Raw genomic sequence first — 18747 nt, 5'->3', positions numbered from 1 at the left:
AATCCGCGTCATCCGCGTACCATCAATAAAGCAAAGAAAACTATGAAAAAATCAACAATTGAAGAGATCAGAGAACGTTTTGATAATGATGTCGAACGATTTTCGAATTTAGAAACCGGACAAGTGGCCACAATTGACGCTACTATTTCTTTAGAATTAATTACAGAAGCCTCTAAAAGGATTGTTCCAAATGCCATAAATGTTTTGGATATAGGCTGTGGTGCCGGGAATTATACTTTGAAAATGTTGTCAAAATTGCCCAATTTGAATAGTACTTTGGTTGATTTGAGTTTGCCAATGTTGAACAAAGCTTTTGAAAGAGTTTCTGCGGAAACAAATGGAAAAGTAGAAGTAAAGCACGGAGATATACGTGAAGTTCACTTACCCGAAAATCATTTTGATATTATTTTAGCCGGAGCAGTTTTACATCATTTAAGAGATGATGAAGATTGGGAAACGACTTTTACTAAAATATTTAAGTTATTAAAACCAGGCGGATGCTTTATGATTTCGGATTTGATAACGCAGGATACTGAATTATTAAACGAATATACCTGGCAACGCTACGGCGATTACTTGGAAGGAATTAGTGGAGCAGAATACCGTCAGAAAGTTTTGGATTATATAGAAAAAGAAGATACACCAAGGTCAATGAATTATCAATTGGATTTGATGAAGAAAGTTGGCTTTACAAGCGTTGAAATTTTACACAAGAATATGTGTTTTGGTGCTTTTGGAGGAATAAAGTAGTTTTTTTTTTCGCCACGAATTCACGAATTAATTTTTTTAAATCTATGCGCAAAGCATTTAAATTAATTCGTGAATTGCTTCGCCTGTTCGCTATCGCTCGGGTCGTGGCGGAAAACTATGCAATTTGTTTTGGTGCAGGAAATTTATTCCTCAAATCAAAAACCAATTGTGAAGGACCATTTTGCTGTAAATAATCTAATTTTTCTACGGCTTCTTCAAGTGTTGGGATATGTCCTTTTGGAATCCACCACATTGCTGTTGCTGCTTTTCCGAATTTTAGGAACCATTCTTTACGGCGTCTTAAAAATTCACTGTGAAAGGTTTTGTACATATAATGTTCCAACGTTTCAATATTCTCCCAAACCGAAACATTCACAATAATCTGTTCGTCGTTATATGGGTTCAGGTTTGTTGCATTGTAACTGTCATCTTTCAATCTCCATACAAAACCTTCGCTGTCTTCGGCTAACTTGTTCACAAGATCAAGATTATCTACAAATTCCTTCATGATTGGATCGTTTATGGTGACTCCTTTCATTTTGGCAATATTAATTTCGGCAAGATGATATTTACTCATGTTTAACTAATTAAATAAGAAGCAAGTTAATTTATTGATGCCTAATTATTGTAACTTTTTATAATGATTGTGTTGTTTTGTAAACCTGAATAGGAGAGGCAACCAAGTCTTCGCTTTGTTTGATAAAATCCTGTAAATACGGTTGATTGTTGTGGAAATCAAGCCCTGGCTGATCTTGCCATTCTTCCCAAATAATAAAAACATTTTCAGTTGTATGCAGGTCGTAACGTATGCATGCAGTTTCTTTTCTGGTTTCGGTAACCAAATGATGAACCATGTTTCGAACTTGTTCGATGTTTTCCTTTTTACTTTTGATGATTGCGGTAATAGAGATCATAGTTATAAAGTTTTAAAAATTTGCTCTAAGTGATTGGTATAGTTTTTCTTAAAAATGTCAATGTTTTCGGCAGTGGCACCTTTTTCAACGTCATGGAAATGGAAACCGTTTAGTTTTTCCATACCTACAAATTTATTCATTTTATGGAAACCAAACATAGCTCCCTCATCTACAGATGTTTCTTCAAAAAACTCTCCCGGAAGTGTGAAGGCAGTTGCAGGTGCGTTCCAACTTGTGGTTAGCATATATTTGCGTCCGTGTAATTGCCCGCCGGTTCCGTAATTGATGTCCGGATTTGTTCTGGTTCTTCCGTCGCTTCTGTAAATTCCTTTGTTGTGTCCGGCTGTGAAAACGTCGTCAATGTATTTTTTGAAAAGATTGGGTAATTGAAACCACCAAACCGGCGTGTGATACACTACAATATCAGCCCACACGAATTTTTCGACTTCTTCGTCAAGATCAAAGTCTTGTTTGATGTCGGTCGTTTTTATTTCGAATTGCTTGCTGTTTGTTAAGTATTCGATTGTCCAGTCGGTAACGGTTTGGTTGAATTTTCCGCCTGAATGTGCGAAATTTTGACTTCCGTTGATGATAAATATTTTCTTCATGTTTTTAAATCTTCTTATGAAATTGTGAGTGTGAGGGATAGGAGCAAATATCCTTTTTGTTTTTTCTTTAAAAACAAAAAGATATTGTGGATAGCCCGACCCCGCTTTTTCTGCGGGGACACACCCTAATTATTTTTATTGTTTTTGTAAATGTGTTGCGAGTAATTTTAAACGCATAGAAACATAGTTTTCTTTGGCTAAAAAAGGATGTGGAAAGAAACTAGTTTCTCACACATAGCTATGTGTTTTTAGGCTAAGTGAAATGCATTTCAACAGTGTGATTAGCTATGTTTCTATGTGTTTAAAAAACTTTTTTAGTTTACTTTTGAAATAGCTTGATGGATGAAATCTAATTCTGAAAGTGATAAATCAAAATCCATTGCTTTTGCATTTGAAATCGCTTGTTCTGCGTTTCTGGCGCCGGCCAAAACGATTGTGATTCCTTTTTGTAAAGTCGTCCAGCGTAAAACCAATTGTGAAATCGAAATGTGTTTTGCATTTGCCAATGAACTCAATTCTTCTACTAAAGTTTTTACTTTTTGAAGATCGAACTGACCAAAATACCCATTTCTGTGATCGTTGTCTTTTAGTTTACTATCTGTGAAATATTTTCCGGTTAATAAACCTCTTTCCATTGGGCTGTAAGCAATAATTCCGATATTTTCTGCAATTGTTAGCGGAATCAAATCGGTTTCGATTTTGCGATTCAGCATGCTAAACGGAACCTGGTTTGAGGCTAATTGAATTGTTTTTTGCGCTTCCTGAATTTGTGAAGCGCTATAATTGCTAACTCCGGCTGCTCTGATTTTTCCTTGTTGAATCAAAGTTTCAAGCGCTTCCATTGTTTCGTGAATTGGAGTAGTGGAATCTGGCCAGTGAATTTGCAGTAAATCGATATAATCGGTTTGAAGGCGTTTTAGACTTTCTTCGACTTCTTTAATAACATTTGCTTTTGAAGCGTATTTGTAAACCGGGATTTTCTTTCCGTTGTCATCGGCATCGAAAAAGAAATCGCCTTTTCCGTTGTTGCTTCCGTCCCAAACCAAACCAAATTTGGTTAATAACTGAACTTTTGAACGATCGTGAGATTTTATGGCTTCGCCAATCATTTCTTCGCTTAAACCAAATCCGTAAAAAGGAGCGGTGTCGATTGTGGTCACGCCGTGGTCGATTGATGCCTGAATAGAAGCGATTGAATCTGCTTTTTCGTTTCCGCCCCACATGTTTCCGCCAATGGCAAATGCGCCGTATGTAATAGTTGATAATTCAAGTTCGGTATTGCCTAATTTTCTATATTCCATAATGTTGTATTTTTAAATCTTAAATTTCACTTGGCAAAATTATACCATTTTTAAGAGTGATAACTTGTATATATTTGTCTTTTTTATGTAAATTTGCGACTTCAAATAATTTACATCTCATGAAAAAAGAAAATTTATACGAGCCGTTTACCGTTTCCTTTGAAACTCTGGATGAATATCCTGATGTGGGAGATCGTCATAATTTCTTCGAATTGGTTTATATTTTGGGAGGAACTGGTTCGCAATGCATCAATAAAAATATTTTTGAATATGATGCGGGACATATGTTTTTATTGACGCCTGAAGATTGTCATAATTTTACGATTGAAACCAAAACGAAGTTTTTCTTTTTGAGATTTAATGATATTTATTTGAAAAATTCGAGTTTACAAAATGAGAATATTCAACGTTTAGAATATATCTTACAGAATGCGAATCATCAGCCGGGCTGTATTTTGAAAAATGATGCTGATAAATGTTTGGTCAAAGTGATGATCGAAGCGATTTGTCGTGAACATCAGGATAAAGATGTTTACAATCAGGAATTGATTCAGCAACTCGTTAATACACTGATTATTATTGTAGCGAGAAATATTGCAAAGTATTTACCAGGACAGGTAAATGTTGGAACGGAAGGGAAAGCGATGGATATCCTGCAATATATTCAGAATAATATTTATTATCCGGAGAAAATAAAAGCAGAATCACTAAGTGAGTATTTTGGAATTTCGAATACTTATTTGGGGCGTTATTTTAAGAAGCATGCGAGTGAAACGATGCAACAATATATCAGCAATTATAAAACGAAATTAATTGAGCATCGTTTGCAATTTAGTGATAAACGGATTAATGAAATTGCTTATGAATTTGGTTTTACGGATGAAAGTCACTTCAATAAATTCTTTAAAAAGCAAAGAGGGAATAGTCCTTCGGAGTTTAGGAAAACGATTCGTGTTAGTGCGTAAGTGTTGGCACGCGGATGACGCGGATTCGCAAGCGAAAACACGGATTATTGCGGATTTTTTCTTTTTTTGACCACGGATTAAAGGATTAAAATGATTTTTAACTTGTGTGAATTCGTGAAATTCGTGGCAGAAAAATAAATTATATAATCTTCTTAATCACTCTCAGTTTATGGGTGTGTTTATTCAATTCGGGATTGTAAATTCCTAAATGGTCTAATCGGTCAATGCGAACTTTTCCACTTGCGTGAATTATGTAATTATTGTCCATAATGATTCCGACATGAATGATGTTTCCTTCGTCGTTGTCGAAAAAGGCTAAATCTCCAGCTTCGCTTTCTTCAATAAAACTTAGAGGTTCTCCGTCAAGTGCTTGTTGTGAAGCGTCGCGATGAATTTTATAGCCGTTTAGTTTATAAACCATTTGAGTAAAACCGGAACAATCAATTCCGAAAGGTGTTTTTCCGCCCCAAAGATACGGAGCGTTTAAGTACATAAAAGCAGTATTTATTAAAGCACTTTTAGGTTTTATACCGCTAGTTTTTGTTCCTTCGAAATCAAAGTTTGAGGTATTGATTTCGCTATTGTTTAAAAAGGTAAGGGAAGCGCCAAGCGGAATTGGCAATAATAAGTTGTCCGGAGCTGTTATGTAATCAATCAAATCAGCATTCAGAATAATAGCCTCTTTGCTTAACTGATTGTAATTTGCTTCAGAAATTACCTGATATTGTTTAGAATCTACCCAGCCTTCATAATCATCAAACTGAATTTTTATTCGGGCCCATTGATTTTGACGTTCTAAAATTTCGATGTGCTCGCCAAACAAAAGTTGTGTAACGATTTCACTTCTGTCACTTGGTTCAGATCGAACGGGTACTATGGCTAGATTGCAAATTCCGAACATTTAGGGTAATTTATAAGTTGAAAATTGGGAGTTACTTAAAGCAATAACTCCCAATCTATTGTATTAGTATTTAAGCTCTTTCGATAACAATTGCAGATGCTCCTCCACCGCCATTGCAAATTGCAGCAGCACCGGTTTTAGCATTGTTCTGTTCTAAAACATTTAGTAAAGTTACGATGATTCTGGCTCCTGAACAACCTAGAGGATGTCCTAATGAAACTGCACCACCATTTACGTTTACTTTATCGTTATCCAGATCAAGGATTTTTGAATTGGCTAATCCAACTACTGCGAAAGCTTCGTTGAATTCGAAATAATCAACATCTCCAATTGCGATTCCTGCTTTGTTTAAGGCTTTAGGTAATGCTTTTGCCGGACTCGTTGTAAACCATTTTGGTTCCTGAGCAGCATCAGCGTAACCTTTGATGTACGCTAAAGGTTTTAATCCTAATGCAATCGCTTTTTCTTCAGACATTAAAACTAAAGCAGCAGCTCCGTCGTTTATTGTTGATGCATTTGCAGCAGTAACAGTTCCGTCTTTGGTGAAAACAGCTGCTAATGAAGGAATTTTATCCAGTTTTACATTAGTGTATTCCTCATCTTTAGAAACGATGATTGGTTCACCGCGTCTTTGTGGTATTTCAACAGGTACAATTTCATTGTCGAATTTTCCGGCATCCCAGGCTTTTGCACTTCTTTCGTACGATTGAATAGCAAAATTATCCTGTTCCTCACGGCTGATGTTGTATTCAGATGCACATAAATCAGCGCAAACTCCCATTGCGTTGTTATCGTAAGCATCTGTCAAACCATCTTTTTGCATTCCGTCAAGCATTGTTGCAGGACCAAATTTAGTTCCGTTACGCATTTGAACGTAATGCGGAATCAAGCTCATGTTTTCCATTCCTCCGGCTACTACAATTTCGGCATCACCACAAGCGATAGCCTGTGCAGCGAACATTACAGCTTTCATTCCTGAAGCACAAACTTTGTTTACAGTTGTAGCGGCAACTTCTTCAGACAAACCGGCAAAAAGCGCAGCCTGACGTGCCGGAGCTTGTCCAACTCCTGCCTGAACAACGTTGCCCATAAAAACTTCATCAACTAATTTTGGGTCTAGGTTAATTTTTTGAAGTGCGCCTTTTATAGCGGCAGCACCTAATTTTGGTGCGGGTACGGTAGATAACCCTCCCATGAAACTTCCGATAGGTGTTCTAACGGCAGAAACGATAACAACTCTTTTGTTCATTTTCTGTTTAATATTAGTTAATGTAGCAAATTTACTCTTTATTTAAATAAATTCAAATTTTGTATCAATATGTATCAGTTTCATTGGATTTTAAATTTAATATCAATTTTTTGTTAATTCTATTCGTTTGATTGTGAAGTGGTTTTAAAAAAAGATTGAAAAAAGATTAAAAAAAGCGCAGAAATAGTTGTGAGATATGGAATGTTGTCTTACATTTGCAACCGCAAAACAGAACACGTTTCTTGAGCTTGGAGAGGTGCCAGAGCGGTAATGGAGCAGATTGCTAATCTGTCGACGGGTAACCGTCGCCAGGGTTCGAGTCCCTGTCTCTCCGCTTAAATTTTGCCTTCGGGGTGTAGCGTAGCCCGGTTATCGCGCCTGCTTTGGGAGCAGGAGGCCGCAGGTTCGAATCCTGCCACCCCGACAGAAACTTTACCATAAAGTTTTAAAACAAATGGTTCCATAGCTCAGCTGGATAGAGCAACGCACTTCTAATGCGTAGGTCGAAGGTTCGAATCCTTCTGGGATCACTTAGACTGATTTTTGACTTATTTAAAAATTGGTTAAAACACCGAAAACCCGCATCTTTACTAGATGCGGGTTTTTTTATTCCTTATTTTTAGTTTCAAAAACACACATTATTGCACTAAATTTTATGGCACATTCATGGCAATTTATTATGATGAAAAAAACTGCCACAGAAAACTAGATAAAGCCTTGTTTTTCAACAGGTAAAGCTCGTTAACGACTTGATTTTGAGATATTATAATTCGACCTTTATTAACTTATTAAATTGTTGAATTATGTTAGAAAGCAGTTTCGGAATTACCTTCTTTTTGAAGAGTTCCATAAAAAGTACAAATGAAAAATACATCTATCTAAGGATTACTGTAGATGGTGTTCCTAAAGAAACATCAACTAAGCGCAAGTGGGATATAAACCGCTGGGAGCAGAAGACGGCCAGGGCGACAGGAAATAAAGAAGATGCTAAGGCCTTGAATTTGTTTTTAAACTCTCTTGAGCTTAAAATAAGCAGATACAGGGATGAACTTTCTGAAAAACGTGACAATATCAGCAGTATAAAGCTCATTAACTACGTTTTAGGTAAAACTGCTTTAAAGTCTACAGTAATGCAGGAATTTCAGCTTCACAATGATCAAATGCTGGCTTTAGTCGAAAAAAAGGTGTTTGCTATTGGTACGCATGTACGCTACAAAATATCAAAAAATCACGTTAAAGAGTTTATGCTTTTTAAGTATGGGGTGGAGGACATGGAATTTAATGAACTGAATTTTGAATTTGTAAAAGATTATGAGTTTTATCTTAAGACGGTAAAGAATATTAGTAACAATACTGCTCTTAAATACATTACTAATTTTAAGAAAATTGTTCTCACTGCTGTTGATAAGGAAATTATACCGGCAGATCCATTTAAGCGTTTTAAATCAAAAAAAATTAAAGTTCCTAAAAAACCTTTGACTAATCATGAGTTAGCATTACTGGAGAAACATAAATTTTCTACAGCTCGTCTAGGTGTTGTCAGAGATGTTTTTGTATTTCAATGCTATACAGGTCTTGCCTATATTGATGTCTATAATTTAAAACAGTCTGATTTAAAAGTGGGTGTTGATGGTGAGAAATGGATAATGGCAGGGAGGCAGAAAACGGGAAGCCCCATTAATATTCCTCTGTTGCCTAAAGCTGTTGAGATTATTGAGAATTACAGAAATCATCCTCTTTGTATGGAAAGGAATTCAGTACTGCCGGTAAGTTCAAATCAGAAAATGAATGAATATCTAAAAGAAATAGCCGATTTGTGCGGAATTACAAGCGCTTTGAATACTCATAAGGCAAGAAGAACCTTCGGCAGTACCGTAACGCTGAACAATAATGTACCGATTCATGTGGTAAAGGAAATGCTTGGGCATAAATCCGTAAGTCAAACTGAGCAATATGCAATAACAGAAGAGGTTGCAATCGGCCGTGAGATGCAGGGTTTAATACAAAGACTGGCAGACAAGGAGAATAAAGCAACTGAGATAACTTTAGAAACAATTGAAAAAATGGAAGTGGAGTTAAAGGAAATGAAAAAAATGCTTGCTCTTATGCCGAATTTATTAAAACACAATCAGTAATTAATTTAATTGTGTTTTATTGTTTGGTTAAATAATAATTCCACTTCACTTTTATATTTAGGATTGTAAGATGGGGTATATTTTATATATCCCATTCTTTGTAACTCTTTGAAATATTTGTGATACGTAGGTAGAGTTTTAACATGTGATAATGACATAATTCTGCTTCTACTGACTCGTATGATTTTTGATTGACCTTGTCTGTATCCTAAATATAAAATGGCGTTAAGTAATGCAAAATGCCATACGGTTAGCCTAATATCTTTTTCGCATATTTTTAAATAGTTGAAAATATTGTAAATTTCCATGCCTAATTAGTCTTTAAAAAGATTATTCAGATCAGTTTTACTGTAGTAGTACGAACCGAGTATTTTTCGGCATCTCACTTTTCCTGTTACGCGTAGACTTTGAAGTGAAGCTGAAGAAATATTCAACGATTTTTTAACTACACGACTTTTTAGCCAATCAGGGATAAATTCTTCTTCTTTTTTGTTGCGATCATATCTAATTTCATTAATGATGATTTGACTAAATTGTCTTAAATCATCTTTTGTTACGTGTTCACTCATAATCTTTCGTTTTTTTAATTTTTAACTCCATATAAAAGTAAACAGCTTAAACACCTATTAATCATAATTGGCTTCTAAAAGGCTATTTTGACTTTGATTTTCTAGTTCTTAATACAAGATACAGTAGATCCAAAGTTGTATCGCCAAGATAAGCTTCGATTATAATATATTCCAGCCAATAATTCCTTTGCATCGAAAAGAAGACTCATTCATGTGCCATTTATATTGTAAAATTAAAATGAAAGAAATTAGTAATAACACTCAAAATTTATCATAATCTTTCATATAAGGAACCAATGAATCAGTCTATTTAAAAGTATAAATTACAAGGCATTATAAGTTATATCGAAAATTGGCAATATTAAATCGTTGGCAAAGGTTCTAAAATTTGTATCGATTAATTTCTTAAGCATGACTTATTGTTTCCATTTCTAATAATTCCTTTTTAAAGCCTTTACCAGATCGTATAAGCGCAATTCTGGAACTTTTTATAAATTCAATAAGACCATACGGAACTAATTCTGAAGTCAACTCGTCCACTTCGGATTCTTGCCCGGTAAGGTCAATTATGGTGTAATCTTTTTCAATTGAGATTAAATTTGCTCCATATTTTCTTAGTATTTGATTTATTACATCGTCATTCATAATTCTATCTGTAGGCAATTTAAATAATGCAGCAAGCGTAGTGATGATTTCTGAATCTCTGCTGTAATAGCACTTATAAACCTCAATAATTTTCTCTATCTGAAATGTCAGGTTTTTCACAATTTCAAAAGTTTCACTCACTACGATAGTAAAGCGGTACATATTATCAATTTCGCATGAGGAAATATTAAGGCTGTTTAAATTAATTTTCTTCCTAAAAAACATTATTGTTATTTTATTGATAAGACCTATTTGATCTTCTGTGTAAACTGTTAAAGTGTATTGTTCTTTCATAATTATTTTTTTTTCTCTTTTTTGTTAATGTATGATCTAAAATTATTTAAATCAATATGTCTTTATTGCATAAAAAAACCTTTCTCGTTAGAAGGAGAAAGGTTCGTATTTCGACAATAAAATCCTACTCCGTTATAAGAGACGAATAATGATTATTGCGATAATAATTGTTAATGAATTTTTCATGTTGATTTTAAACAAAAAAAACCTCCCGAGACAGGGAGGTTTTTAAATTGATATAGTTTTCTAATTATATAACAGCTCCTTCATGATTATCGAATGATAATAATGCAAATGATAATAATGCTGTTAATTAAGTTGTTCATTTCTATTTTTTGAGCAACAAATATATTAAAATTTATTATATTTAAAGTTCTTAGCCAGCGAAGTATTAAAAAAAATATTCTTTTATATTTGTTATAAAGATGCAGCAGCCTCCAAAATTAATTCAGATACTGCCTCTGGTTGTGATACTGCAGAAATATGACCAGATTCAAGATAAATAATTTTTTTAGCACTTATTCTCTCTGCCATTTCTTTTTGCGTTTGCACCGGAATCATATTATCGTTATTGGAAACCTGATACCAAGTTGGTTTGTTCTTCCATGCCGGTACTTTGGTTTTATCACCAAAACACTGCCCATTTATAGGACGCTGTGTCAAAGCCATTATCCTAGCAGTCTGCTTGTCTAAGTCCTGACATAATGCTTGATGGAACTCATCATACTTAATCCAGAAAAATCCTTTTGTGTCAGAATAAATGCTGGCTCCTCCAGATCCGGATCTTTTTTCTAATAGTCCAGCTATATTTTCTTCAGCATCAGGTGCAAATGCCGCTATATATACCAGTCCAACTACATTATCATTATTTCCCGCTCCTGAAATTACAGCACCGCCGTATGAATGACCAACTAAAAGTACATTTGAATCTTGTAAATCAATTAAATCATTTGTTTTATCGATATCTTCCTGTAGTGAGGTTAAATTATTTTGAACGCATCGTACTTTGTATCCCGCTTCAACTAAAACCGGAACTACGTGTCTCCACTGTGATCCGTCGCTCCAAGCACCGTGAACTAAAACAATAGTCAAATCTTTTGCCATCATATTTTTTGAATTATTTTTAAAGAGACAAAATTACCGGCTTAAAACTCAATGGACGTTAACTTAAGTTAACTAATGAAAATACGTTTTCTAATCCTGCTTAGTGATTGTGGAGTAACTCCTAAATAGCTTGCAATTTGTTTTTGGCTGATTTCCTGAAAAATTGAAGGATTTTCAGTCATTAAATTTATATATCGTTTCTCAGGAGTGTAGTACAATAAATCTTCAATTCTTTTTTTAGCATCAATATAAAGTTTTTCTTTCATCTTTCGGCCGAATTCCTGCCAGTACGCTCCTTTCTCGTAAAGTTTTTTTAGATCCTCTTTATGAAGAATTAATAGTTCTGTTCTTTGAACTGCCTCAATATTCAGTTTTGATTTTTTATAGTAAAGTAGGCTTTCATAATCAGCAAAAAACTGATTGATGAAGTGAAAATTAAAACTTATATCATTTCCAGATTCACTGATGTAGAAGCTTCTCATTGTTCCATGTTTAACAAATCCAATGTATTGACATTCGTCATCCTGTTTTAAAAATAATTCTCCTTTCTCAAGGGTTATACATCGAAGAAGGGAAAAAAAATCTTCAAAATGCTCAATGTCAATTTGAAGAAGTTTGCTGTATTTTTGAAAGTTTTCGGACATTTTTAATTTTTAATTTACGCTAAGATAAAATATTTTATGGCTTACCGTATCTGCTTCTTTAGAATATCATAAGAGGTTATTTAGGGGATACACTAAAAAAAAGGCACTATAATAATGAGATCAGTTTTGTATTGACCAAAGGAAGATTTTTTTTTAACTACTTCACTAAACACAGTACTGTAAAAGGTATTTTTTAACTTATGAATATTGAAATTTTACGATTGTTACAAAGTATTCTTCATTACAGCCTTCATTTTTTAGCACCTGGAATAATTGCATTTGTTTTTTTTAAATCACAATGGAAACGTGCCTGGCTAATCATGATAGCTACTATGATGATTGATTTGGATCATCTGCTTGCTACACCGATTTTTGACCCGACCCGATGCAGTGTTGGATTTCATCCCCTCCATTCTTATTATGCTATATGTGTTTATTTTCTGCTGCTAATTTTTCCTAAAACCAGAATAGTTGCTATTGGACTTCTTTTTCACATTATTACTGACTGGCAGGATTGTTATTGGTCAAATTGGATACTTCTTAATTCAAAATGATAAATTTCCTGCAGAGATGATCGATGGCAGTTTTTTTAATCCCAATTAATAAATTATAAATTAAAGTTAAACTTAAAAATTTAATATCAGTTATGTCTCATAGAATCGAAAAAATTAAATGTCTTATTATAGGTTCTGGTCCAGCAGGTTATACTGCTGCGATTTATGCTGCCAGAGCTAATATGAATCCAATATTATATCAGGGAATGCAGCCAGGTGGCCAGTTGACTACAACAAATGAAGTAGAGAACTTTCCAGGTTATGTTGATGGAGTTACAGGACCGGAAATGATGATTCAGTTGCAGGAACAAGCGAAACGTTTTGGTGCTGATATTCGTGATGGTTGGGCAACTAAAGTTGATTTTTCAGGAGATATTCATAAAGTTTGGATCAATGATATTATCGAATTGCACTGTGAAACTGTTATTATTTCAACAGGAGCGTCGGCTAAATATTTAGGATTGCCATCAGAGCAGCATTATCTAGCCATGGGAGGTGGAGTTTCTGCCTGTGCCGTATGTGATGGATTTTTCTATCGTAATCATGAAGTTGTAATTGTTGGAGCAGGAGATTCTGCGTGCGAGGAAGCACATTATTTATCTAAACTTTGTAAAAAAGTTACCATGCTTGTTAGAAGTGAAAAATTTAGAGCCTCAAAAATCATGGAAGATCGAGTTCGCAAAACCGAGAATATTGAGATTTTAATGAACCACGACACTGTCGAAGTTTTAGGAGATAACAGCGTTGTTCATGCTATAAAAACCTTGAATAAAACTACTGGTGAAGTTATTGAGATTCCTGCAACAGGATTTTTCGTGGCCATAGGTCACAAACCAAATACTGATATCTTCAAAGATTATATTAGGCTTGACGAAACTGGTTATATCATCAATACACCGGGAACATCAAAAACAAATGTTGATGGTATTTTTGTAGCGGGAGATGCGGCAGATCATGTATACCGTCAGGCAATTACAGCAGCGGGAACAGGATGTATGGCAGCTCTTGATGCAGAACGATATCTGGCTTCAAAAGAATAAATTATTTTAAGAAATATATTGATAGCTGTAGAACGTTTTGTAAAAAAAAGCAGCAAAGTAAATGAGAGAGTGATGGAAGTTATGAAGGGTAAAAAGTAATAATTTTGAATGCTATATTAATACAATCATCAAAAGAGATAGATGTTCCTTCTGTGCAAATATTTAAGCTCATTACTGATTTCGATCTTTTAATGGCTTTTGATAATGTCCCATTTCTCAAGGGACTTGGACGAATCGATCAGTCACAAATAAATAGAATTGCGGGCAGCGAATGTATTATTTTTTTTGAAGATTGTAATTCTGCCAGGCATATCTCATTGACCTTTATAAACGACTGGTCCTTTTCAGCACGGATTGATAATTTTACATCATTACTATTAAGTCCATTATCGGCAGTGGAGTATCAGTTTACTGTTTTTGATATTGGACATCAGAGTGCTATCGTGTCAGCAAGTTACCATTTTCAAATGCGTTCTATACTTGAAATGTTTTTAATTAAGATTCTTGCGGGGAAATTTATACGCAAACAAATCGATTTTTTTTTAAAAAGAATAATAGAAAGTTCTGAACAATATAAAATTGTGAAGGATAATTATTAAAAAGAGTCATATAGTTTTTATTAATGAGAGATTGCAGTAATGGAGATTACTTTTTAATGGTTTATGCGATCGGAAGTGAGTCTAAGAACTATAGGATACCCGCTGATGCTTATAGCAGCCGCAAGCGGTGGGGGCCGCGCAATGCGCGTTGCTAGATAAGTCAGCGCGTTATCCAATAGCTTCATCAGACCCTAAGACAGACCTAAACTTCTTTTGGCAATCCTTTTTCTTTAAAAATTATTTTAAACTCAAAACTTGTTGAAGTCCCAGATCTTGGAAGAGAACATGGCAATGTCGCATCATTTTAGGGTGATTGTTGTGATCGGAGAGAATTTCAAAAGTTGTGGAGATTAGTTTTTTTAAATATTAGAATTTTCTAAATCATACTTCGTCTAACTATCAAATTTAAATATCATGTCAAAAGGAATTTATAACATACCTAAAGCGATTAACGAACCTGTTAAGTCCTATGCCTCCGGAAGTCCTGAACGAGAGGAAGTTTTAGCTACTTTTAAAAAAATGTACAATGAAAGCGTAGACGTTCCTTTATATATAGGAGGAAAAGAAATCCGGACAGGAAATATCAAACCAATTAAGCCTCCCTTTGATCATAAACATACTGTTGGCCAATACCATCAAGCTAGTAAAGAACATGTTGAAAAAGCGATTGCTACAGCTTTAGTAGCGAAAAAGAAATGGTCTGCTTTATCATGGGAGCATCGTGCTTCAATCTTTTTAAAAGCAGCTGAATTAATTGCCGGGCCTTACCGTGCAAAGATAAATGCCGCAACTATGATTGCCCAGGCAAAAACAGTGCATCAGGCTGAAATAGATGCTGCTTGTGAATTTATAGATTTCCTGCGTTTTAATGCACAATTTATGACACAAATTTATTCAGAGCAACCAGTTTCTTCAGAAGGAGTCTGGAACAGGCTAGAGCATAGGCCCCTTGAAGGTTTTATATATGCTATTACCCCATTTAACTTTACAGCAATTGCCGGTAATTTGCCTGCAGCTCCTGCTTTAATGGGTAATGTTGTAATCTGGAAACCAAGCGCGGCACAAATTTATTCTGCCAATGTAATTGTAGAAGTTTTCAAAAAAGCTGGTTTGCCAGACGGAGTTATCAATGTAATATATGGTAATTCCGAGATGATATCTGAAACAGTTCTTGCGAGCCGTGATTTGGCCGGAGTGCACTTTACTGGATCAACTCGTGTATTTAATGATATATGGGCAAAAATCGGTCAAAATATCAGTAATTATAAAACATACCCTAGAATTGTCGGTGAAACGGGAGGTAAAGATTTCTTAATAGCGCACTCCTCAGCAATTCCGGCTCAAGTTTCGACGGCACTTGCAAGAGGAGCTTTCGAATACCAAGGACAAAAATGTTCTGCTGCTTCAAGAGCATATATACCTGAATCAATCTGGCCTGAAGTTAAAAGATTGTTAGTAGCTGATTTGGCTTCAATGAAAATGGGATCGCCCCAAGATACAGCTAATTTTGTTTCTTCTGTAATTTCTGAGAGTTCGTTTGATAAACTGGCTGGTTTTATTGATGAGGCTAAAAAAGACACTGATACCGAAATTATCGCAGGTGGAAAATACGATAAAACTGTTGGTTATTTCATCGAACCTACTGTTATCGTTACGACTAACCCTCAGTATTGTACGATGAAAATTGAATTATTCGGACCAATCTTGACTATTTATATTTATGAAGATGCAAAATGGGAAGAAACCCTAGCATTAGTTGATTCTACTTCTGAATATGCTTTGACGGGTGCTGTTATAAGCCAGGATCGTTATGCTATAGAATATGCTACGAAAGCATTAGAAAATGCTGCGGGTAATTTCTATATAAATGATAAACCTACAGGAGCAGTTGTCGGCCAACAACCTTTTGGAGGCGCAAGAGCATCAGGAACCAATGACAAAGCTGGATCTGTATTAAACTTATTGCGTTGGGTATCTCCAAGAACCATTAAAGAAACTTTTGTTACTCCTGAAAATTACAGATATCCATTTTTAGGATAACACTTTTCTTAGTACTACCTTATATAATAGTGGTAAAACTAATAAGAAAACCCCAAGAATCATATTATTTTTAATTCTTGGGAATTTTTTTTAATGATAACTTTCTGCCAAAAAATAGTTGAATAAAGAATTGAAAAAAAAATTAATTATTATAGTAATAGTACTATAATTATTTTGTCTTTAAGTGGTTGAAATATAGGAGAATAATATTTGTAGAACTGTGACAAAAAACACACAGTGTATGAATGTGATATTTTACATTCGCACTTTAATAATTATGTCATATTGAATTATAAATTATTTGATTTTAAAATTAAAGATACTGATCTATATTAATTTGAAATTTTAAAAAATAAGAAAAACACAGGACGAAGTAAATGAAATTAAAAGATATCGATACAACAGATAATTCAGGATTCTCCGAGAGAATAGTGAACCTGGAATCTTATTTCAGCGCATTTCGCAATGGAATTGTTGGAACAGAACAAAGTTTTGAATCTCCCTACGGGATTCAGAAAATTATTTATGCAGATTGGACCGCCAGCGGGAGATTATACAGACCAATTGAAGAAAAGCTGCTCAATGAAGTTGGACCCTACGTGGCAAATACCCATACAGAAACAGCTGTTACCGGCTCTGTAATGACGCATGCTTATCATGATGCGAGACAAATTATCAAAGACCACGTAAATGCATCGGCAGATGATATATTGATTACGGAAGGAACAGGAATGACCGGCGCGATTAATAAATTTCAGCGTATTTTAGGACTAAAAGTCAATGAAAACTTAAGAAAGCATACTACTGTTCCTGAGGAGTTAAGACCTATTATTTTTGTTTCGCACATGGAACATCATTCCAATCAGACATCATGGCTTGAAACTATTGCAAGAGTAGAGGTTATTCCGGCTGATTTAGATGGTTTGCCTTCGTTGACTGGCCTTGAAGATTTGCTTAAGAATTATAAAGATACACCTATAAAGATAGCGGCGATAACGGGTTGTTCTAATGTAACAGGTATACGAACCAATTATCATGCTATAGCAGGAATAATGCACAAACATGGTGGGCTTTGTTTTGTAGATTTTGCCTGTTCAGCGCCTTACACAGATATCGATATGCACCCTGGAAAAGAAGAAGAGTATTTAGATGCCATTACTTTTTCACCTCATAAATTCCTTGGGGGACCAGGTTCCTGCGGCGTATTGATTTTTAATAAAAAGCTGTATAAAAATCTGGTTCCTGACAATCCGGGAGGAGGAACTGTATCGTATACCAATCCGTGGGGAGATCGCGATTATATTGATGACATAGAAACCAGAGAAGACGGCGGTACGCCAGGGTTTCTTCAGACTATTAGAACAGCTATGGCCATTAGACTGAAAGAGCAGATGGGAACGAAGAATATTTTGGAAAGAGAGCATGAACTTAATTCAATTATTTTTGAAAGGCTCTCCAAAATAGAAAACCTACAGATACTGGCACCAAAAAACACAGATCGTCTTGGAGTATTTTCTTTTTATATTGAAAATCTGCATTATAATTTGATTGTAAGGTTGTTAAATGATCGTTTTGGAATCCAGACTAGAGGCGGCTGTTCTTGCGCAGGTACATACGGACATTATTTATTGAATGTAGATGTGTCACTGTCAAAATCAATCGAGCAGAAGATATTAGGCGGATGTCTGGCTGAGCGTCCAGGCTGGATCAGAATGTCAATTCATCCAACTATGACTAATAAAGAGATTGAGTATATATGTGATGCTATTGCGCTTGTTGCACAAAATACTGAGCACTGGCAGACTGCTTATTGTTATGATAATAAAAAGAACGACTTTATTCATCTGGCAGGTGAGTCAGTTGAAAAAGATATTATTAAAAATTGGTTCACTGCTTAAAGCTATTTAATTAGTATTATAAATAAGAATTACTAATTTTGGAAAAGATACATATTGAATGAGTTGCGGATAATGTTTTGTTTATAGCAATAAAATTTATCGGAAAGTGAGCCTGACAAAATTTTTTGCTTATTAAGAATAAAGCGTTTAGAAGCTACATTGCATTCAGTACTATAAAATTTGTTTAATATTTTATTTAAATTATTACGATGAGAATAATTTCTAAAATGCCAGTTGCAAATAGAGGAGAGATTGCACTGGGAAGATTCCGTACAGAAACGGAATTTGTAAAAAAAACTGTAGTAGTCAAAGAGCTATTGGTGCAGCGAATTTTATCAATGATTTTACACTTTGTAAGAGAACTGTTATTTCTATGGAAGTATCGGAACTTTTGAAAAAACGAAATTATAGTTAAGGCATTTCTTAATTAGAAAACGCATAAAAAAAATATGAAGTAATTCATATTTTTTTTAACCTATTTAACTATATCGATTTCGTGACTCTTAAATCATTTTAAAAATCAGCACACTAAATAAC

The 18747-nt window shown here is 34.7% G+C and carries 18 protein-coding genes and 3 tRNA genes; 11 read left to right on the top strand and 10 right to left on the bottom strand.

Features of this window, described 5'->3' with window-relative positions; genetic code table 11:
• Positions 1–42: 42 nt before the first annotated feature.
• Positions 43–750 carry a class I SAM-dependent methyltransferase gene (locus BUA98_RS11035; RefSeq protein ID WP_072972460.1) on the top strand — a complete coding sequence of 236 codons (708 nt, stop codon included), beginning with the start codon at positions 43–45 and terminating at the stop codon, positions 748–750.
• A gap of 115 nt (positions 751–865) precedes the next feature.
• On the opposite strand, the gene BUA98_RS11030 is transcribed toward BUA98_RS11035, so the two are convergent.
• From BUA98_RS11030 to BUA98_RS11015, 4 genes are all read right to left on the bottom strand, one after another.
• The gene (locus BUA98_RS11030) at positions 866–1327 is read right to left on the bottom strand and encodes a DUF3291 domain-containing protein (RefSeq protein ID WP_072972456.1); all 462 of its coding nucleotides are present in this window, start codon (positions 1325–1327) and stop codon (positions 866–868) included.
• A gap of 58 nt (positions 1328–1385) precedes the next feature.
• Entirely contained in the window at positions 1386–1664 is a 279-nt protein-coding gene (locus BUA98_RS11025; protein WP_072972453.1) for a putative quinol monooxygenase, read from the bottom strand.
• A gap of 2 nt (positions 1665–1666) precedes the next feature.
• A complete protein-coding gene (locus BUA98_RS11020) occupies positions 1667–2272 on the bottom strand; it encodes an NAD(P)H-dependent oxidoreductase (protein ID WP_072972450.1) in 606 nt (201 codons plus the stop codon).
• 314 nt (positions 2273–2586) lie between these two features.
• Positions 2587–3573, bottom strand: coding sequence for an aldo/keto reductase (locus BUA98_RS11015; RefSeq protein ID WP_072972447.1), 987 nt, complete (start codon positions 3571–3573; stop codon positions 2587–2589).
• A gap of 119 nt (positions 3574–3692) precedes the next feature.
• On the opposite strand from BUA98_RS11015, the gene BUA98_RS11010 reads away from it, so the two are divergent.
• Positions 3693–4538: an AraC family transcriptional regulator gene (locus BUA98_RS11010; RefSeq protein WP_072972444.1), complete on the top strand. Its 846-nt coding sequence runs from the start codon at positions 3693–3695 to the stop codon at positions 4536–4538.
• 139 nt (positions 4539–4677) lie between these two features.
• Here the strand turns inward: BUA98_RS11010 and BUA98_RS11005 are convergent, their stop codons facing one another.
• Positions 4678–5439 (bottom strand): C40 family peptidase, encoded by a 762-nt coding sequence (locus BUA98_RS11005; protein ID WP_072972441.1) that lies wholly within the window; start codon positions 5437–5439, stop codon positions 4678–4680.
• 70 nt (positions 5440–5509) lie between these two features.
• Complete coding sequence (locus tag BUA98_RS11000) at positions 5510–6688, bottom strand: acetyl-CoA C-acyltransferase (protein WP_072972438.1); 1179 nt, start codon at positions 6686–6688, stop codon at positions 5510–5512.
• 250 nt (positions 6689–6938) lie between these two features.
• Between BUA98_RS11000 and BUA98_RS10995 the strand changes: the two genes are divergently transcribed.
• From BUA98_RS10995 to BUA98_RS10980, 4 genes are all read left to right on the top strand, one after another.
• Positions 6939–7022, top strand: a tRNA-Ser gene (locus BUA98_RS10995).
• Between the two features lie 15 nt (positions 7023–7037).
• Positions 7038–7112, top strand: a tRNA-Pro gene (locus tag BUA98_RS10990).
• Between the two features lie 32 nt (positions 7113–7144).
• Positions 7145–7218 (top strand) — tRNA-Arg (locus BUA98_RS10985).
• A 273-nt stretch (positions 7219–7491) separates the two neighbouring features.
• Positions 7492–8823 (top strand): site-specific integrase, encoded by a 1332-nt coding sequence (locus BUA98_RS10980; RefSeq protein ID WP_072972435.1) that lies wholly within the window; start codon positions 7492–7494, stop codon positions 8821–8823.
• A gap of 314 nt (positions 8824–9137) precedes the next feature.
• On the opposite strand, the gene BUA98_RS10970 is transcribed toward BUA98_RS10980, so the two are convergent.
• The 4 genes from BUA98_RS10970 to BUA98_RS10955 form a co-directional block, all read right to left on the bottom strand.
• On the bottom strand, positions 9138–9392 hold the full coding sequence (locus tag BUA98_RS10970) for a DNA-binding protein (RefSeq protein ID WP_072972429.1): 255 nt from the start codon (positions 9390–9392) through the stop codon (positions 9138–9140).
• A 405-nt stretch (positions 9393–9797) separates the two neighbouring features.
• Positions 9798–10331: an acetolactate synthase small subunit gene (ilvN, locus tag BUA98_RS10965; protein WP_072972426.1), complete on the bottom strand. Its 534-nt coding sequence runs from the start codon at positions 10329–10331 to the stop codon at positions 9798–9800.
• A gap of 417 nt (positions 10332–10748) precedes the next feature.
• Positions 10749–11438: an alpha/beta hydrolase gene (locus BUA98_RS10960; protein WP_072972423.1), complete on the bottom strand. Its 690-nt coding sequence runs from the start codon at positions 11436–11438 to the stop codon at positions 10749–10751.
• 65 nt (positions 11439–11503) lie between these two features.
• Positions 11504–12079, bottom strand: a complete 576-nt coding sequence (locus BUA98_RS10955) for a Crp/Fnr family transcriptional regulator (RefSeq protein WP_072972421.1) — start codon at positions 12077–12079, stop codon at positions 11504–11506.
• Between the two features lie 200 nt (positions 12080–12279).
• Here BUA98_RS10955 and BUA98_RS22515 point away from each other — a divergent pair, with 200 nt between their 5' ends.
• From BUA98_RS22515 to BUA98_RS10930, 5 genes are all read left to right on the top strand, one after another.
• Positions 12280–12633 (top strand): DUF6122 family protein, encoded by a 354-nt coding sequence (locus BUA98_RS22515; RefSeq protein WP_072972418.1) that lies wholly within the window; start codon positions 12280–12282, stop codon positions 12631–12633.
• Between the two features lie 92 nt (positions 12634–12725).
• The gene (gene trxB / locus BUA98_RS10945) at positions 12726–13673 is read left to right on the top strand and encodes a thioredoxin-disulfide reductase (RefSeq protein ID WP_072972415.1); all 948 of its coding nucleotides are present in this window, start codon (positions 12726–12728) and stop codon (positions 13671–13673) included.
• A gap of 104 nt (positions 13674–13777) precedes the next feature.
• A complete protein-coding gene (locus BUA98_RS10940; protein ID WP_139257006.1) occupies positions 13778–14272 on the top strand; it encodes a hypothetical protein in 495 nt (164 codons plus the stop codon).
• A gap of 414 nt (positions 14273–14686) precedes the next feature.
• Positions 14687–16312 carry an L-glutamate gamma-semialdehyde dehydrogenase gene (gene pruA / locus BUA98_RS10935; RefSeq protein ID WP_072972409.1) on the top strand — a complete coding sequence of 542 codons (1626 nt, stop codon included), beginning with the start codon at positions 14687–14689 and terminating at the stop codon, positions 16310–16312.
• A 377-nt stretch (positions 16313–16689) separates the two neighbouring features.
• Positions 16690–18210, top strand: a complete 1521-nt coding sequence (locus BUA98_RS10930) for an aminotransferase class V-fold PLP-dependent enzyme (protein WP_072972406.1) — start codon at positions 16690–16692, stop codon at positions 18208–18210.
• The last annotated feature ends 537 nt before the right edge of the window (positions 18211–18747 follow it).

The sequence above is a fragment of the Flavobacterium saccharophilum genome (assembly GCF_900142735.1).
GTDB classification, from domain to species: domain Bacteria; phylum Bacteroidota; class Bacteroidia; order Flavobacteriales; family Flavobacteriaceae; genus Flavobacterium; species Flavobacterium saccharophilum.
The sequence above is the reverse complement of the archived record's forward strand: the minus strand, read 5'-3'. Positions and strand labels throughout refer to the sequence as shown.

Excerpts from the sequence above, each read along its gene's own strand:
- BUA98_RS11035 (WP_072972460.1), top strand. The coding sequence starts at position 43 with ATGAAAAAATCAACAATTGAAGAGATCAGAGAACGTTTTGATAATGAT.
- BUA98_RS11030 (WP_072972456.1), bottom strand. The coding sequence starts at position 1,327 with ATGAGTAAATATCATCTTGCCGAAATTAATATTGCCAAAATGAAAGGA.
- BUA98_RS11025 (WP_072972453.1), bottom strand. The coding sequence starts at position 1,664 with ATGATCTCTATTACCGCAATCATCAAAAGTAAAAAGGAAAACATCGAA.
- BUA98_RS11020 (WP_072972450.1), bottom strand. The coding sequence starts at position 2,272 with ATGAAGAAAATATTTATCATCAACGGAAGTCAAAATTTCGCACATTCA.
- BUA98_RS11015 (WP_072972447.1), bottom strand. The coding sequence starts at position 3,573 with ATGGAATATAGAAAATTAGGCAATACCGAACTTGAATTATCAACTATT.
- BUA98_RS11010 (WP_072972444.1), top strand. The coding sequence starts at position 3,693 with ATGAAAAAAGAAAATTTATACGAGCCGTTTACCGTTTCCTTTGAAACT.
- BUA98_RS11005 (WP_072972441.1), bottom strand. The coding sequence starts at position 5,439 with ATGTTCGGAATTTGCAATCTAGCCATAGTACCCGTTCGATCTGAACCA.
- BUA98_RS11000 (WP_072972438.1), bottom strand. The coding sequence starts at position 6,688 with ATGAACAAAAGAGTTGTTATCGTTTCTGCCGTTAGAACACCTATCGGA.
- BUA98_RS10980 (WP_072972435.1), top strand. The coding sequence starts at position 7,492 with ATGTTAGAAAGCAGTTTCGGAATTACCTTCTTTTTGAAGAGTTCCATA.
- BUA98_RS10970 (WP_072972429.1), bottom strand. The coding sequence starts at position 9,392 with ATGAGTGAACACGTAACAAAAGATGATTTAAGACAATTTAGTCAAATC.
- ilvN (WP_072972426.1), bottom strand. The coding sequence starts at position 10,331 with ATGAAAGAACAATACACTTTAACAGTTTACACAGAAGATCAAATAGGT.
- BUA98_RS10960 (WP_072972423.1), bottom strand. The coding sequence starts at position 11,438 with ATGATGGCAAAAGATTTGACTATTGTTTTAGTTCACGGTGCTTGGAGC.
- BUA98_RS10955 (WP_072972421.1), bottom strand. The coding sequence starts at position 12,079 with ATGTCCGAAAACTTTCAAAAATACAGCAAACTTCTTCAAATTGACATT.
- BUA98_RS22515 (WP_072972418.1), top strand. The coding sequence starts at position 12,280 with ATGAATATTGAAATTTTACGATTGTTACAAAGTATTCTTCATTACAGC.
- trxB (WP_072972415.1), top strand. The coding sequence starts at position 12,726 with ATGTCTCATAGAATCGAAAAAATTAAATGTCTTATTATAGGTTCTGGT.
- pruA (WP_072972409.1), top strand. The coding sequence starts at position 14,687 with ATGTCAAAAGGAATTTATAACATACCTAAAGCGATTAACGAACCTGTT.
- BUA98_RS10930 (WP_072972406.1), top strand. The coding sequence starts at position 16,690 with ATGAAATTAAAAGATATCGATACAACAGATAATTCAGGATTCTCCGAG.